At 68.8% G+C, this 14,271-nt stretch carries 14 protein-coding genes; 11 read left to right on the forward strand and 3 right to left on the reverse strand.

Annotation, left to right across the window (positions count from 1 at the left end):
• Nucleotides 1–69 precede the first annotated feature (69 nt).
• Nucleotides 70–2,700, forward strand: coding sequence for a helix-turn-helix transcriptional regulator (locus ABFX45_RS09860; protein ID WP_346129152.1), 2,631 nt, complete (start codon nt 70–72; stop codon nt 2,698–2,700).
• Nucleotides 2,701–2,728: 28 nt separating this feature from the next.
• Here ABFX45_RS09860 and ABFX45_RS09865 read toward each other — a convergent pair whose 3' ends face one another.
• Nucleotides 2,729–2,926 carry a hypothetical protein gene (locus ABFX45_RS09865; protein ID WP_346129154.1) on the reverse strand — a complete coding sequence of 66 codons (198 nt, stop codon included), beginning with the start codon at nt 2,924–2,926 and terminating at the stop codon, nt 2,729–2,731.
• Between the two features lie 278 nt (nt 2,927–3,204).
• On the opposite strand from ABFX45_RS09865, the gene ABFX45_RS09870 reads away from it, so the two are divergent.
• Both ABFX45_RS09870 and ABFX45_RS09875 read left to right on the forward strand, forming a co-directional pair.
• Entirely contained in the window at nt 3,205–3,423 is a 219-nt protein-coding gene (locus tag ABFX45_RS09870; protein ID WP_146231701.1) for a hypothetical protein, read from the forward strand.
• 11 nt (nt 3,424–3,434) lie between these two features.
• Nucleotides 3,435–4,229 carry an exodeoxyribonuclease III gene (locus ABFX45_RS09875; RefSeq protein WP_109639084.1) on the forward strand — a complete coding sequence of 265 codons (795 nt, stop codon included), beginning with the start codon at nt 3,435–3,437 and terminating at the stop codon, nt 4,227–4,229.
• 57 nt (nt 4,230–4,286) lie between these two features.
• On the opposite strand, the gene ABFX45_RS09880 is transcribed toward ABFX45_RS09875, so the two are convergent.
• Complete coding sequence (locus tag ABFX45_RS09880) at nt 4,287–4,763, reverse strand: hypothetical protein (protein ID WP_346129157.1); 477 nt, start codon at nt 4,761–4,763, stop codon at nt 4,287–4,289.
• A 181-nt stretch (nt 4,764–4,944) separates the two neighbouring features.
• Between ABFX45_RS09880 and ABFX45_RS09885 the strand changes: the two genes are divergently transcribed.
• The 5 genes from ABFX45_RS09885 (at nt 4,945) to yhjD (ending at nt 11,560) form a co-directional block, all read left to right on the forward strand.
• Nucleotides 4,945–6,603: a TIGR03767 family metallophosphoesterase gene (locus ABFX45_RS09885; protein WP_428834113.1), complete on the forward strand. Its 1,659-nt coding sequence runs from the start codon at nt 4,945–4,947 to the stop codon at nt 6,601–6,603.
• A gap of 62 nt (nt 6,604–6,665) precedes the next feature.
• Complete coding sequence (locus ABFX45_RS09890) at nt 6,666–9,188, forward strand: bifunctional FO biosynthesis protein CofGH (protein WP_346129161.1); 2,523 nt, start codon at nt 6,666–6,668, stop codon at nt 9,186–9,188.
• Between the two features lie 122 nt (nt 9,189–9,310).
• Nucleotides 9,311–9,505 (forward strand): hypothetical protein, encoded by a 195-nt coding sequence (locus ABFX45_RS09895; RefSeq protein WP_146231702.1) that lies wholly within the window; start codon nt 9,311–9,313, stop codon nt 9,503–9,505.
• 27 nt (nt 9,506–9,532) lie between these two features.
• Nucleotides 9,533–10,549, forward strand: coding sequence for a tryptophan--tRNA ligase (trpS, locus tag ABFX45_RS09900; protein WP_112226840.1), 1,017 nt, complete (start codon nt 9,533–9,535; stop codon nt 10,547–10,549).
• A gap of 24 nt (nt 10,550–10,573) precedes the next feature.
• Nucleotides 10,574–11,560 (forward strand): inner membrane protein YhjD, encoded by a 987-nt coding sequence (yhjD, locus tag ABFX45_RS09905; protein ID WP_109639089.1) that lies wholly within the window; start codon nt 10,574–10,576, stop codon nt 11,558–11,560.
• 58 nt (nt 11,561–11,618) lie between these two features.
• On the opposite strand, the gene ABFX45_RS09910 is transcribed toward yhjD, so the two are convergent.
• Nucleotides 11,619–12,881 carry a D-alanyl-D-alanine carboxypeptidase family protein gene (locus ABFX45_RS09910; protein WP_109639090.1) on the reverse strand — a complete coding sequence of 421 codons (1,263 nt, stop codon included), beginning with the start codon at nt 12,879–12,881 and terminating at the stop codon, nt 11,619–11,621.
• 61 nt (nt 12,882–12,942) lie between these two features.
• Here ABFX45_RS09910 and ABFX45_RS09915 point away from each other — a divergent pair, with 61 nt between their 5' ends.
• The 3 genes from ABFX45_RS09915 to ABFX45_RS09925 all read left to right on the forward strand — a co-directional run bounded on the left by ABFX45_RS09915 (nt 12,943) and on the right by ABFX45_RS09925 (nt 14,250).
• The gene (locus ABFX45_RS09915; protein WP_346129165.1) at nt 12,943–13,170 is read left to right on the forward strand and encodes an SCO4848 family membrane protein; all 228 of its coding nucleotides are present in this window, start codon (nt 12,943–12,945) and stop codon (nt 13,168–13,170) included.
• 9 nt (nt 13,171–13,179) lie between these two features.
• Nucleotides 13,180–13,530 carry a hypothetical protein gene (locus ABFX45_RS09920; protein WP_346129167.1) on the forward strand — a complete coding sequence of 117 codons (351 nt, stop codon included), beginning with the start codon at nt 13,180–13,182 and terminating at the stop codon, nt 13,528–13,530.
• A gap of 81 nt (nt 13,531–13,611) precedes the next feature.
• A complete protein-coding gene (locus ABFX45_RS09925; RefSeq protein ID WP_346129169.1) occupies nt 13,612–14,250 on the forward strand; it encodes a hypothetical protein in 639 nt (212 codons plus the stop codon).
• Nucleotides 14,251–14,271 lie beyond the last annotated feature (21 nt).

Below are 14,271 nucleotides of genomic sequence, written 5' to 3' on the forward strand. Positions count from 1 at the left end.
GACTAGTCAGGACGGCCCTGAACGCGCCGCCACGTGTTCCAACTGCGTGTGGCGAAGGGGCGTGCCCGGGTGGCGGTCACGAGTTCCGTGGTGTCCGACCGCAAGCGCGAGCTGACGGCTCTGCGGCGTGCGCTGGAGGAGGCCGCCGCGGGCACGCCCTGCGTGGTCTGTGTCGAAGGCCGCGCGGGCATGGGCAAGACGTCGGTGCTGACCGAGACCGTGCGGATGGCACGTGAGCTGGGGTTCGCGGTCTTCCGGGCGCAGTGCTCGTCGTCGGAGTCAGGGTTCCGGTTCGGTGTGGTCGCGCAGCTCTTCGAGAGCGAGGCCGACGAGATCCTCGACGGCGACGCGGACCAGGCCGCGATGCACCGGATGCACCGCCTGGTCCGCGAGATCTCGCTGGGCGCTCCGGTGGTGCTCGCCGTGGACGACGTGGAGCAGGCCGACGCGCCGTCGTTGAACTTCCTGTCCTACCTGCGAAGACGACTGGGCGAGCTGCCCGTGGCCGTGGTCGTGACGCGCGGTCTGGCCGTGGACGCGACGCCGTTGCTGCGCGAGGTGGTCGGTGACGCGCGACGGATCCGGCTCGCAGGGCTTGACCAGCAGGCGTGTGGCCGGTTCCTGCGGACGATCTTCTCGAGCGGTGTCACCGACGAGGTGGTCGCCGACTGGCGGGTGGCGACCCGCGGCAACCCGTACCTCCTGGGGCTGCGTCCTCGCGACCTCGGGGAACGGTCCGGCGAGCTGGTCGCCCGGCTCGCGCAGGCCGGGCCGCAGGTGGTGGCACTGGCGCGGGCGTTCGCGGTGCTCGGTGAGGTGGACATGGCGCTGGCCGGCGCGGCAGCGGGATTGGGGCCGCAGGAGGCCGTGGACGCGTCACGGGCGTTGAGCGGCCTGGGTTTCGCGGGTGTACCGATGGTGCTGACGACGTTGGCGCAGAGCACGACCGCGTTGGACCGCGCGGCGGTGCATGCTCGTGCGGCACGGTTCCGGCACGACGACCAGGCGCCCGTCGAGGAGGTCGCGGCGCATCTGCTCCAGGCCGCGCCGATCGGTGAGGACTGGGTGCGGGACGTGCTGCGCATCGCGGCTCGCCGGTCCACCCCGGACAGAGCGATCGCCTGTCTGCGCAGGCTTTTGCGCGAACCGCTGCCGGACGACCTGCGCGGCGAGGTGCTGGTCGAGCTGAGCGAGGCGCAGTCCCTGGTCGATCCGGGCGCGGCGATCGCGTCGCTGAACAAGGCCGCCAGCGCGTCGATGGACGTGCTGGCCGAGGGGCGGATGGCGTTGCTGCTGGCCTGCGACCTCGCGGGCAGGCGGATGTACCGGGACGCGGTCGCGAAGGTCGAGTCGGTGGTCGCGCGGGTTTCCGGGGTGGACGCCGATCTGGCTCAGCGGCTGGACCTGTACGCGTTGTCGCTCGGTCTGGAGGAGTCGTTCTTCTCCGGCGAGGTGGAGACGCGGATCGCGCGGTTGTGCGGTGCGCGGATGACCTCGGCGCGCAACGAGCGGTTCCTGAACACGTTGCTGGCGTACCGCGGTGCTTCCGTCGGCGTGAACCTCGGGGAGACGCGGCGGCGCGTGCAGTCGTCGTTGCCGCTGCAGATCGGGCGCGACCTGATCGACCAGTTCTCGTTCGCGCACCTGATCGTGGCGTTGATCGGCATCGACGAGTACGAGCAGGCGGACCGGCAGTGCGAGGAGGCGCTGCGGGTGACGGCCGAGCGCGATCTGGCCGTGTGCGCGGCTTTGGTGCAGGGGCTGCGGTGTCACGTGGCGCGGCGGCTGGGGACGTTGCCTGCCGCGGAACAGCTCGGCCTCGCTTCGTTGGCGCGGCTCGATGCGTTGGGCGCCAACCAGGACGGCAATCTCGTGATCGCTGTCTCCGGGCTGGTCGGCGCGTGGGTGGACACCGGTGACATGACGTCGGCTCTGCGGCTCGTGCGTGAACGCGAGCTGGACGGCGATCTGCCCGAATACACGCACTACCAAGCACTTCTGCACCAGCGTGGTCGCCTGCACCTCGCTCTGGGCGATCCCGCTTCGGCGTTGCGCGACCACCTCGACTGCGGTCGGCGAATGGAACGCCGTGGCGCGCGCAACCCGTCGTTGCAGCCGTGGCGTTCGCACGCGGCGTTGGCGCACTTGGCGTTGGGGGAGCGGGATCACGCTGTGCGGCTGGCCGCGCAGGAGCTGGAACTGGCGCGAGACTGGGGACTTGCCGTGCCACTCGGCGTGGCTCTGCGGGTTTCCGGTGTGGTGGCTGGAGATGCCGCTTTGCTGGAGGAGGCGGTGCTGACGTTGCGGTCCACTCCGGCACGGCTGGAGCTGGCGCGGGCGTTGGTCGACTGGGGTGTCGCACTGCGGGCATCGGGCCGCGGTCCGGAAGCGCTCGCGGCGTTGCGGCAGGGCCACGACGCGGCGAAGCGGTGCGGCGCCATCCCGTTGATGGGCCTGGCCGCGCGTGAGCTGCGTGCGGCGGGAGGCCGCCCGGCCCGCACACCGTCGGGTTCGGTCCTGACCGCGCAGGAGGAACACATCGTGCGGCGTGCTGTCCACGGGCTGACCAACCGGCAAATCGCGGCTGAGCTGTTCGTGACGCCACGGGCCGTTGAACTGCACCTGACGCGTGCGTATCGAAAACTGGGAATTTCCGGACGGCGTGATTTGGCGGCGGCATTGGAAAAGGCCGGCGCGTGAGGGCGGCGCCGGCCTTTTCCTGCGCGAGTTACTTGATGACGATGATGCCCGACGCGACGATCTTGCCGTCGACCTCCTTGCCGTTGACGTCGACCGACGCGCCGACCTTCAGCTCACCGGAGATGTTGGTCTTCTTGAGGTCGTAGTCCACGTCCACCGTCGTGGAGGCGTCGACGCGCACCTTGATGGACTTGCCCTTCACGACCGCGACGACCTCGCCGGTCACGTTCGCCGCCGCCGCCGCCGTCGACTGCGACGTGGCCGGGGCGGCGACTGCCTGGGCGGCACCGCCGAAGAGGACGGCGGTTGCGGCGAGACCGGCGAGGACACCCTTGATCGCGTTCGTTTGTTCTCCTTGGTGCTTCGGGGAGATTTCCTGGGCCCGTTTCGAATTTGGCCCATGCCGATCCGCACGCTCAAGGGCCCGCTTTCAACGTTTCGTGTTCGCCGAAGTGGCGGTTTGCTTTGGTCAACGGCTTCGGTGGCGTGTGGCAAACTTGGGGCATGCTGCGGAACATGTTTCGGTGGGGCCGGGCCAAGGCCGTCACGCAGTGCTCGTGCACCCCCGAGTGGCAGGGCCTCTACACCGAGATGGACGGTCAGCGCCAGCTGGCGCTGCCCCGCGACGAGATGGCGACCATCGTCGGCTACCTCGACCTCACCGCGCACTGCGCGGGCTGCGGCGCCGAGTACCCGAAGCCCTGGGGACTGGCGTCCAAGTAGGCTGCGCGCTCGTGCTCACGGTCTCCACGGTCAACGTCAACGGTCTGCGCGCTGCCGCCAAGAAGGGCTACCTCGAGTGGCTGGCCACCACCTCCGCCGATGTGGTGTGCCTGCAGGAAGTCCGCGCGGAACCGGCCGAGCTCGCGCAGGAGGTCCACTCACCGTCCGGCTGGTTCGGCGTCTACGCCCCGTCGTCGCTGAAGGGCCGCGCGGGCGTCGGCATCATGTCGCGCGTGGAGCCCTCCTCGATCCGCGTCGGCTTCGGCACCGCGGAGTTCGAGTCGAGCGGCCGGTACGTGGAGATCGAGCTGCCGGGCGTCGTGGTCGCCTCGCTGTACCTGCCCTCCGGCGACGTCGGCACCGAGAAGCAGGACGAGAAGGACCGCTTCATGGCGGCCTTCCTGCCGTACCTGGTGTCGCTGCGGGAGAAGGCGGCCGTCTCGGGTCGTGAGGTGCTCGTCTGCGGCGACTGGAACATCGCGCACCAGCAGGCCGACCTGAAGAACTGGAAGACGAACCAGAAGGAGTCCGGCTTCCTGCCGTACGAGCGGGAGTGGATGTCCTCGGTGTTCGCCTCCGGCTACAACGACGTGGTGCGCGCGCTGCACCCCGACGTGGCCGGGCCGTACTCGTGGTGGTCGTACCGCGGCAAGGCCTTCGACAACGACTCGGGCTGGCGCATCGACTACCACGTCGCGACGGACGGGCTCGCGGCTCGGGCTGCTTCGGCGGTGGTCGAGCGGGCGGCGACGTACGCCGAGCGCTGGTCGGACCACGCCCCGGTCACCGTCGTCTACGCCGACTGATGCTGGACCAGTGGCGCGCCGTCCTCGGTGAAGTGGACGTGCCGGCCCCTGCTCCGGCTACCCGCGCCGCATCCGGGATGCCCAGACGTGCTGCAGCCCGAGCCCGAGCCCGATCAGTCCCAGCGGGCCGAACATGATCGGCAGCGCGTACGGACAACCGCCCTGCCCCTCGTTCGTGAAGACCTCGCCCGGAGTGCCGATGTCGAACGCACGCACGCTGTCGCCCTGCTTCAGCCCGCGCGGCAGACCATTGCGCACGTGTACGCCCGTGCGCGTGACTTTGCCGTCGTCGCTCGTGAACGTTCCGGTGCGGGTGTAGCAGCGGAACGAGCACTCGGGCACGTCGCCGACCGCGTAGACGCCCGGCGTCCCGAGGTCGAAAGCGATCTTGACCGCCTTCGGGAACGTCGGGACGCACAAGGCCAGCAGCAGGATGCCGCCCATGATCGCGATGACGGCGATCGTGTTTTCGCGGTCAGGTTCGGGATCGTAGGTCTCGTCGTCCGGGTCGGGCAGCAGTCCGTCCTTCGCCATGACACCCCCAGTTGTCGGCAACCGTGCTTCAACGTCGTCCGGCGAGACTCTGTTGCAGTACTCCGACTGATCCAGCCCGACCAGCCTTTATCGCTCTTGTCGCCCACCTGACGGCTCGATTTCACCAGCTAGCTCCCCGAACATGAACACGATTCACCATCAATGAATCGGGGGCGCGCTCATGACGGGTTTCAGCCGGCGTTCATTCCTTCTGGCGATGGGTGTGGGCGCGGCAGGTGTGCCACTCCTCGACCGCCAAGCGTTTGCGTTCACCGCGGGCACCACGCTCGACGTCACGGCCGCGCCGATCGGCGCCAGCGGCTACCGCAGGCTCGCGGCCGGACCGGGCTGGCCGACCGTCGTGCGCAACGACCTGATCGCGGCCAAGGCGGGCAGGGAAGCACGGCGCCAGGCACTCGCCAGCTTCGTTCAGTTCAGCGACATGCACATCTGCGACGCGCAGAGCCCGCTGCGGTTCGAGTACCTCCACCCGATCATCGGATCGGGCGCGCACCGGCCGCAGGAGACGCTCACCGCGCAGGGGTCGACGTCGCTCGTCAGGCGCGTCAACGCGGTCAAGCGCGGCCCGCTGACCGGCAGGCCGTTCGACTTCGTCATGACGACCGGCGACAACACCGACAACCACGAGCACATCGAGCTCGACTGGTTCCTGACGGTCCTGAACGGCGGCCGGATCGTCCCGAACACCGGCGACTCCAGGTACGAAGGCGTGCAGAACGCGGGCATCAGCACGTTCTGGCAGCCGGACCTCAGCAGCACGGACGACTACAAGGCAAAGGGTTTCCCGCAGCTCGACGGGCTGCTCGACGCGGCGGTCCGCGAGTTCACCAGCCCCGGCCTGGACATCCCCTGGTACTCCACGATCGGCAACCACGACGACAGCGTGGTCGGCTCGCTGCCGGACGGGCTCCTCGACAGCTGGTACACCGGGCGCAAGAAGATCGTCGGGTTCGGCGACCCCGTGCAGAACGCGAAGGTCGCGCGGGCGTTCAGCGATCCCGCGGCGCTTCCCGAGGCGCTCGCCATCCTCGCGAGCGGCGGCGTCGTCCGCACCGTCACGCCGGACGAGCGCCGCAGGTTGTTCGACACCGGTGAGTTCGTGCGCAAGCATCTGCCGACGGGCGGCCACGGCTACACGGAGGCCAACGCGGACGGTGTCGATGTCTTCTACACGTTCCGGATGGCGCCGGGCGTGACCGGCATCAGCATGGACACCACGAACCTCGCCGGCTTCGCCGAGGGCTCGATCGGGCTGCACCAGCTCAACTGGATCGAGAAGACCCTCAGGCGCAACAGCTCGCTCTACTACGACTGGCTCGGCAGGCCGACCCGGCAGAACGTCAGCGACGAGCTGTTCGTCCTGTTCAGTCACCACACGTCCAAGTCGATGAGCAACGTCCTGCCGGATCGGCGCCGGCCGCTGGACCCGCGCATGAACGGCGACGCGCTCGTGTACCTCCTGCACCGGTTCCCCAACGTGCTGGCGTGGGTCAACGGGCACACGCACCGCAACGTGATCACGCCGCACCGGCACGACACGCCCAGCAGGAGCTTCTGGGAGATCAACACCGCCGCCCACGTCGACTACCCGCAGCACGCCCGCGTGATCGAGGTCGCGGACAACGGGGACGGCACGTTGTCGCTGTTCACGACCCTCCTCGAAGCCGACGCGCCGTACCAGGTCGACTACGACGACAGGTCGGACACGGGGCTGGCGAGCCTGTGCCGGGAAATCACCTACAACGACATCCACTCGCGGACGAACCCGCTGGGAACGCCGCTCGACCGGAACACGGAACTGCTGGTCAGCGTGCGGTGACGTAATCCTTGCCACACCCCGATCACCGTGATCAGGAATTTCGGCGGCTTAAGGTCGTTGACGTGGCAGTGGACATCTCGCTAACCCCATCGCAGCCCCGTCCGAGCGCGGCGGCCATGAGGCGTGCGCTGCGCCGGGCCGCTGACGGTGCCGTTCTCGATGCGACCGAGGCCGCCGTGCTGCTGCATGCGCGCGGGGAGGATCTCGACGCGCTGTTGACCGCGGCGGGCAAAGTGCGTGACGCGCACCTGCTCGCCGAAGGGCGTCCCGGGATCGTCACGTACAGCCGGTCGGTGTTCATCCCGCTGACCAGACTGTGCCGCGACCGGTGTCACTACTGCACGTTCGCGACCGTGCCGCACAAGCTGCCCGCCGCGTTCCTCGAACGCGACGAGGTGCTGGAGATCGCGCGGGCAGGGGCGGCGCAGGGCTGCAAGGAAGCGCTGTTCACGCTCGGTGACAGGCCGGAGGACCGGTGGCCCGCCGCCAAGGAGTGGCTGGAGGCGCGCGGCTACGAGTCCACTTTGGACTACGTGCGCGCCAGTGCCATCGCCGTGCTCGAGGAAACGGGTCTGCTGCCACACCTCAACCCCGGCGTGCTGAGCTGGGAGGAGCTGCAGCGGCTGCGTCCCGTCGCGTCCAGCATGGGCATGATGCTGGAGACCACGGCCGAGCGGCTGTGGAGCGAGAAGGGCGGGCCGCACTACGGCAGCCCGGACAAGGATCCCGCTGTCCGCCTTCGGGTCCTCACCGATGCCGGACGCGTGAACGTGCCGTTCACCACCGGAATCCTGATCGGGATCGGCGAGAACCTCACCGAGCGCGCCGAGTCGTTGCTCGCGATGCGCCAGATCGCCAAGCAGTACGGGCACATCCAGGAAGTCATCATCCAGAACTTCCGCGCCAAGCCGGACACGGCGATGCGCGGCATGCCCGACGCCGACCTGACCGAGCTCGCGGCCACGATCGCCGTGGCGCGCCTGGTGATGCCGTCGACCGTGAGCGTGCAGGCGCCGCCGAACCTGGTCGGCGAGGAGTTCGGCCTGATGCTGCGCGCGGGCGTCGACGACTGGGGCGGCGTCTCGCCGATCACGCCCGACCACGTGAACCCCGAGAAGCCGTGGCCTCAGGTCGACAGGCTCGTCGACATCACGCGCGAGGCCGGTTTCTCCTTGCAGGAGCGGCTCAACGTCTACCCGCGCTACGTCCGCGCGGCGGCGGGGCAGTGGATCGACACCCGGCTCACCGCGCACGTTTCCGCGCTGGCGCTGGAAAACGGCCTCGCGAACCCGGACGCTCCCGTCGTCGGCCGCGAGTGGCAGGAGCCGGACGGCGGGCTCGACACGTTCGGCCGTGCCGACCTGAACACCGCGATCGACACCGAGGGCCGCACGAGCGATCGCCGCGGTGACTTCGACGAGGTCTACGGCGACTGGACCGAGCTGAAGATCCCTGTTGCACCGCAACGGCTTTCCGAAGACGTCCAACGTGGACTGAAGATCGCGGCGAACGACCCGGCCGCGTTGCTCGACGACACCGATGCCGCGATGGCGCTGCTGACGGCGGACGGCTCCGCCCTGGAGGAGATGACGCGCCTCGCCGACGACCTGCGGCGCGAGGTGGTCGGCGACGACGTCACGTACGTGGTCAACCGGAACATCAACTTCTCGAACGTCTGCTACGTCGGCTGCCGCTTCTGCGCCTTCGCTCAACGCGAGCGCGATGCGGATGCCTTCAGGTTGAGCGCCGAGGAGGTCGCCGACCGCGCGCAGGAGGCGTGGGACTCCGGTGCCACCGAGGTCTGCATGCAGGGCGGCATCGACCCCAAGCTGCCGGTCACCTACTACGCGGACGTCGTGCGCGCGATCAAGAAGCGTCTGTCCGAAATGCACGTGCACGCGTTCAGCCCGATGGAGATCGTCTCCGCCGCGGCGAAGGCGGGTGTGAGCGTGCGCGAGTGGCTGACGGAGCTCCGCGAGGCCGGCCTCGACACGATTCCGGGCACGGCGGCCGAGATCCTCGACGACGACGTCCGGTGGGTGCTGACCAAGGGCAAGCTGCCGACCGCGACCTGGCTCGAAGTGGTCGGCACGGCCCACGAGCTGGGCATTCGCTCGTCGTCGACGATGATGTACGGCCACGTGGACCACCCCGGTCACTGGCTCACCCACCTCCGCGTGCTGGCACAGCTCCAGGACCGCACCGGCGGGCTCACCGAGTTCGTCGCGCTGCCGTTCGTGCACCGCAACGCCCCGATCTACCTCGCGGGAGTCGCCCGTCCCGGCCCCACCCGCCGCGACAACCGCGCCGTGCACGCGTTCGCGCGGCTGGCGTTGCACGGGCGCATCGACAACATCCAGTGCTCGTGGGTCAAGCTCGGCGACGAGGGCACCGCGGAGATCCTCAACGGCGGTGCGAACGACATCGGCGGCACGCTCATGGAGGAGACGATCAGCCGCATGGCCGGGTCCGAACACGGGTCGGCGCGTACTGTGCGTGAGCTTGAGACCCTGGCTTCGCTCGCAGGGCGTAACGCCCGTCAGCGGACTACGACATATGGGCGAGTGCGAACCGATCAACAGTGACCGATAGTCTGATTCGGCGCATCGACGCTACCGGTCATCGGTAGCTTGGCGGCCAATCAGTCAGCAAGGTTCACCCTTCCGGGGTGGATCTGTGCCTTGGGGAGGCTCGGCAAGTGCACGGCATGAGTCTGGTACTGAGCGCTGCGGTCGAGAGCAGCATGACCGGTACCGCTGCTGCAGGTCCCGTGGGTCTGGTCGCGGTCACGGCCGGCGTGGGTGGTCTGGTGTACGGCCTGGTGAAGCGTCGCAGGCCGGCCCCGGTCACGGCGGCGAACCAGCGCATCGACCTGGTTCAGCAGGACACCGCGCAGAACTGATTCGCCTGGTCTGAGAAGATTTCGTTCGTGTCCACGGAGAACGCACCCACCAGTCGTCCCCGAGTGCTGTCCGGCATCCAGCCGACCGCAGGCTCGTTCCACCTCGGCAACTACCTGGGTGCGGTGCGGCAGTGGGTCGCGCTGCAGGAGGAGCACGACGCGTTCTACTGCGTCGTCGACCTGCACGCGATCACCGTTGAGCAGAACCCGAAGGAACTGCGCCAGAACACGCGCGTCTCGGCGGCCCAGCTCCTCGCGCTGGGCATCGACCCGGACCGCGCGACGCTGTTCGTGCAGTCGCACGTCCCGGAGCACGCCCAGCTCGGCTGGGTCATGCAGTGCATGACCGGCTTCGGCGAGGCAGCGCGCATGACGCAGTTCAAGGACAAGTCCGCACGTCAGGAGCAGTCCGTCGGCGTGGGCCTGTTCACCTACCCGATCCTGCAGGCCGCAGACATCCTGCTGTACCAGGCGCACTACGTCCCGGTCGGTGAGGACCAGCGCCAGCACCTGGAGCTGACCCGCGACCTCGCGACGCGCTTCAACTCGCGCTACGGCAAGACGTTCCGCCTGCCGGAGGCGTACATCGTCAAGGACACCGCCAAGATCTTCGACCTGCAGGACCCGACGGCGAAGATGAGCAAGTCGGTGCCCGGCGGCGTGGTGGAGCTCCTGGAAGACCCGAAGCGCTCGGCCAAGAAGATCCGCTCGGCGGTCACCGACACGGGCCGCGAGATCATCTTCGACGTCGAGAACAAGCCGGGCGTCTCGAATCTGCTGACGATCTACTCGGCCCTGACGGGCCGCTCCGTGGAGTCGCTGGTTCTCGACTACGACGGCAAGGGCTACGGCGACCTGAAGAAGGACCTCGGCGAGGTCTTCACCGAGTGGGTCACGCCGGTCCAGGAGCGCGTCCGCATGTACCTCGACGACGTGGCGTCGCTGGACAAGATCCTCGCCCGCGGCGCCGAACGCGCCCGCGAGGTCGCCTCGGTCACGTTGCGCCGCTCGTACGAGAAGATCGGGTTCGTCCTGCCTGAGTAGTGCGCTTGCACTAGCGTCTCGACCGTGGACAAGTGGCGGCGGAAGTACGCGTGGCTCGACCACATCCTGCTGGCCTACGAGCGCTTCACCGAGAGCTACGGCACCCACTACGCGGCCGCGGTCACGTACTTCAGCGTGCTGTCCCTCGTCCCGATCCTGATGATCGGCTTCGCCATCGCCGGTTTCGTGCTGCAGTCCCAGCCGGACCTGCTGGCCGACCTCCGCGCGAGCATCGCCGAGGCCGTGCCGGACCAGCAGCTGCGCGACCAGATCAACGAGGCCGTGAACACCGCCCTGGACTCCAAGGGCACGGTGGGCATCATCGGTCTGCTCGGTGCCGCCTACTCCGGCCTCGGCTGGATGAGCAACCTCCGCGACGCCCTGACCGCGCAATGGGGCCACGCCAAGGCGAACCTGCCGTTCTTCGGCACGTTGTGGCGGGACCTGCTGTCGCTGGTCAGCCTGGGCCTCGCGATCGTGCTGTCGTTCGCCATCACGGCCGCCGGGTCGGGGTTCGCCGAGAACCTGCTGGACTGGCTGGGCTTCGAGAACGCCGGCTGGGCGCACGCGCTGGTGCGGATCGCCTCGATCGTCCTGTCGCTGCTCGCCAACTGGATGGTGTTCATCTGGGTGCTGGCCCGGTTGCCGCGCAAACCCGTCGGGTGGCGCAGTGCGTTGCGCGGGGCTTTCGCGGCTGCGATCGGGTTCGAGGTGTTGAAGCAGGCGGCGACGATCTTCCTGTCGTTCGTGACCCGCTCGCCCACCTCGGCCGCGTTCGGGTCGGTGATCGGTGTGCTGGTGTTCGCGAACCTCGTCGCGCAGTTCCTGTTGTTCATCACCGCTTGGACGGCTACCGCTCGGGAGAACCGGGAGCCTGAGGTGGTGCCGGCGCCGCCTCCCGCTGTCATTCAGCCGGTGGTGTCGATGCGGTCCGGGCCCTCGCCCTCGTTGATGCTCGGTGTCGGGGCTCTGGTGGGGGCGTTGCTCGGCCTTCGGTGGCGCAAGCGGTAGCCCTGCTGACGCGAAACGGCCCCAGCGCGGTTGCGCTGGGGCCGTCGTCGTTGCGGGCTCAGACGCCCTGTGCCGCCTGAGCGGCCTGGCGGCGTGCCCTTGCCGCCTTGGCCCGCTTGTTGCGGATGTAGAGGAACACGGCGGCCAGGAGGCCGATGCCTGCCGCTGCCGTGATCGGGAGGCCCACGGTGCCGAACGCGGTGGGCGTCGGGCGACCCGTTCCGGGGTCGGCCGCTGCCGCGTCGTCAGGGGCGTTGCTGTCCTGGGTGGGGACGATCTTCGGCTTGGGCTGCGGGGCGCCGTCGACGAGCTTGCCCACGCCGCCGGGGCCCATGTTGAAGCCGTAGTCGAGGAGCTTCGCGGCCTGGTTGGTGATGTGCGTGGGCTGTTGCTGGCCGCGCAGCATGGCGACCACCAGGCGGCGGCCGTTGCGTTCGGCGGCACCCACGTAGGTGTGCTGCGAGTCGTCGGTGAAGCCCGTCTTGCCACCGAGGGCGCCCTGGTAGTTCGCGAGCAGGCGGTTGTCGTTCGTCAGCATGATCGTGCCGCCGTTGCGGCCGGGGAACTGCGCCTGCTGGAGCTTGATGGCCTGGGCGAACTCGTCGTACTTCATCGCGCCGCGGAAGATCAGGGCGACGTCGTAGGCCGAGGTGCTGGTGCCGGGGGCGTCGAGGCCCGACGGGGTCACGGCGCGCGTGTCGAGGGCGCCGAGCTCCTTGGCCATGGCGTTCATCTTGCGCAGGGCGTTCGGCACGCCGCCGAGCTGGCGGGCCAGGGTGTGCGCCACGTCGTTGCCCGAGGTGAGCAGCAGGCCGTGCAGCAGCTGGCGGACGGTGTACTGGCCGCCGTCCTTGAGGCCGACGCAGGTGCACTCCTGCTGGGTGTCCTCGGCGCTGGCGGTGACGACGAGGTCGCCGCGCAGCTCCTTGGCGACGACCATCGCGAGCAGCACCTTGATGATGCTCGCCGGGCGCTGGCGACCGTGCGGGTCGTATGCGGCGATGACCGCGCCGCTGTCCATGTCCGCGAGCAGCCACGAGGCGGCGGTGATGCCGCTGGGGGGCTGCGCGGAGTTCGGCGGCAGGATCAGGCCGCACTCGCCCAGCCGGTCGCCACCGATCGGTTTCTCCGGCACTTCGAGCGGCGTCGGCGCCTTCTGGCCGGGCGCCGGCTGCTCTGACGTGTCCACCGGGGGCGGCGGGGTCTCGCGGTTCGCGCACTGCGCCGAAACGGCCTGCTGCGCGGTGCCGGTCGGTGCGGCGAACGCGGCTGTGGCCGTTGCTAGGACCAGGGCGACGATGAGCCGTTTGGTGAAGGGCACGCCTCCAGGCTATCCACCCCCGTTTAGCGTCTTGCACGCACCACGTCTGATACTGGTCGCCGTGAAGCTCTCGCGCCCGATGTCACTCTTCCTGGTGGCTTTTGGTGTGTGGTCGTGGGTGATCTGGCCCACGTTCCTGAAAAACATCTGGGAAGACCCGCGTTCGTTCAGCGACGGACCTACTGCTTTCTTCACGGTGCACCTGGTGCTCGTGATCGTCTCGCTCGTGCTCGGCAGCATCATCGGGGTGCTGGGCGTGCGGGGCTTCCTGGCCACTCGACGTCGATAGGAAAACGCTGTGGAGTTCGTACGCCTGCTGCTGGTGTTCCTGCACCTGCTGGGCATGGGCATGCTCGTCGCGATGATCATGTTGCAGGCCAGGGCCGGCAAGGACGCGCCGGTCAACAAGGGCTGGCTGCACAGCGCCGCCCTGCAGCTGCTCACCGGGGTCGCGCTGGTCGGCATCGACCCGCTGGTCGACTCGGTGAAGTACGACCACATCAAGATCGGCGTCAAGCTGCTGGTCGTCGTGGCCATCGCCGCCGTCGTGGCGATCAACGTCAACAAGCCCAAGGCCCCGTCCTGGCTGATGCCGACCGCCGCGTCCCTCGTCGTGCTGAACGTGGGCATCGCGGTTTTCTGGACCTGATCGAGCGATCTCGGACGCACTCGTGGGTGACGTCCGCCTGTACGGCGTGCGACGTGCCGCACCTGGGCGAACCATCGCGGCATGTCACGTATCGCCTTCATCGGTGTGCTCACCGCCGGCGCGGTGTTGACGATCGTCGCGCTGCACGGCGCCGCCTCGGAGGCCACGGCCTCCGGGGACGGCCGGGTGTGCGCCGCCGCGTGGTGCCCGAAAGAACGGCCAGGATGGCGCACGCCCGAGCCGAGAGGTGACGAAACTTCCACCTCGACGTCCACGTCCACCACCACGTCGTCCACCACCACGTCGTCAACGACCACAACGACGACGCCGGTTTCGACGACGACTCCGGTTTCGACCACGACCACCACGTCGTCAACGACCACGACGACGACACCGGTTTCGACGACGACGCCGGTTTCGACGACGACGCCGGTTTCGACGACGACGCCGGTTTCGACGACGACGCCGGTTTCGACGACGACGCCGGTTTCAACGACCACGCCGATTACTCCAACGTCGACGACCACCACTCCAACGACAACGACCAAGCCACCGACCACGTCGTCCACGCCCGTCACGAAAGCCCCACGCCATCAGGACGACCGCCTGGCCAGCACGGGTGCTTCGGTCGGCTGGCTGCTGCCGCTGGGAGTGCTGCTCATCGTCGCCGGAGCGCTCATGCTGCTGATCGACCGCAACAGGCGCGCCTCCCGCCGCTGACCGTCAAAAACTGTCGGTGGC

The sequence above is a fragment of the Lentzea roselyniae genome (assembly GCF_039537795.1).
Taxonomy (GTDB): Bacteria; Actinomycetota; Actinomycetes; order Mycobacteriales; family Pseudonocardiaceae; genus Lentzea; species Lentzea atacamensis.

What these genes read in the sequence shown, in the direction of transcription:
- ABFX45_RS09870 (WP_146231701.1), top strand. Translation starts at nt 3,205, where the DNA reads ATGCTGCGGAACATGTTTCGGTGGGGCCGGGCCAAGGCCGTCACGCAG.
- ABFX45_RS09880 (WP_346129157.1), bottom strand. Translation starts at nt 4,763, where the DNA reads ATGGCGAAGGACGGACTGCTGCCCGACCCGGACGACGAGACCTACGAT.
- ABFX45_RS09885 (WP_428834113.1), top strand. Translation starts at nt 4,945, where the DNA reads ATGACGGGTTTCAGCCGGCGTTCATTCCTTCTGGCGATGGGTGTGGGC.
- ABFX45_RS09895 (WP_146231702.1), top strand. Translation starts at nt 9,311, where the DNA reads ATGAGTCTGGTACTGAGCGCTGCGGTCGAGAGCAGCATGACCGGTACC.
- ABFX45_RS09925 (WP_346129169.1), top strand. Translation starts at nt 13,612, where the DNA reads ATGTCACGTATCGCCTTCATCGGTGTGCTCACCGCCGGCGCGGTGTTG.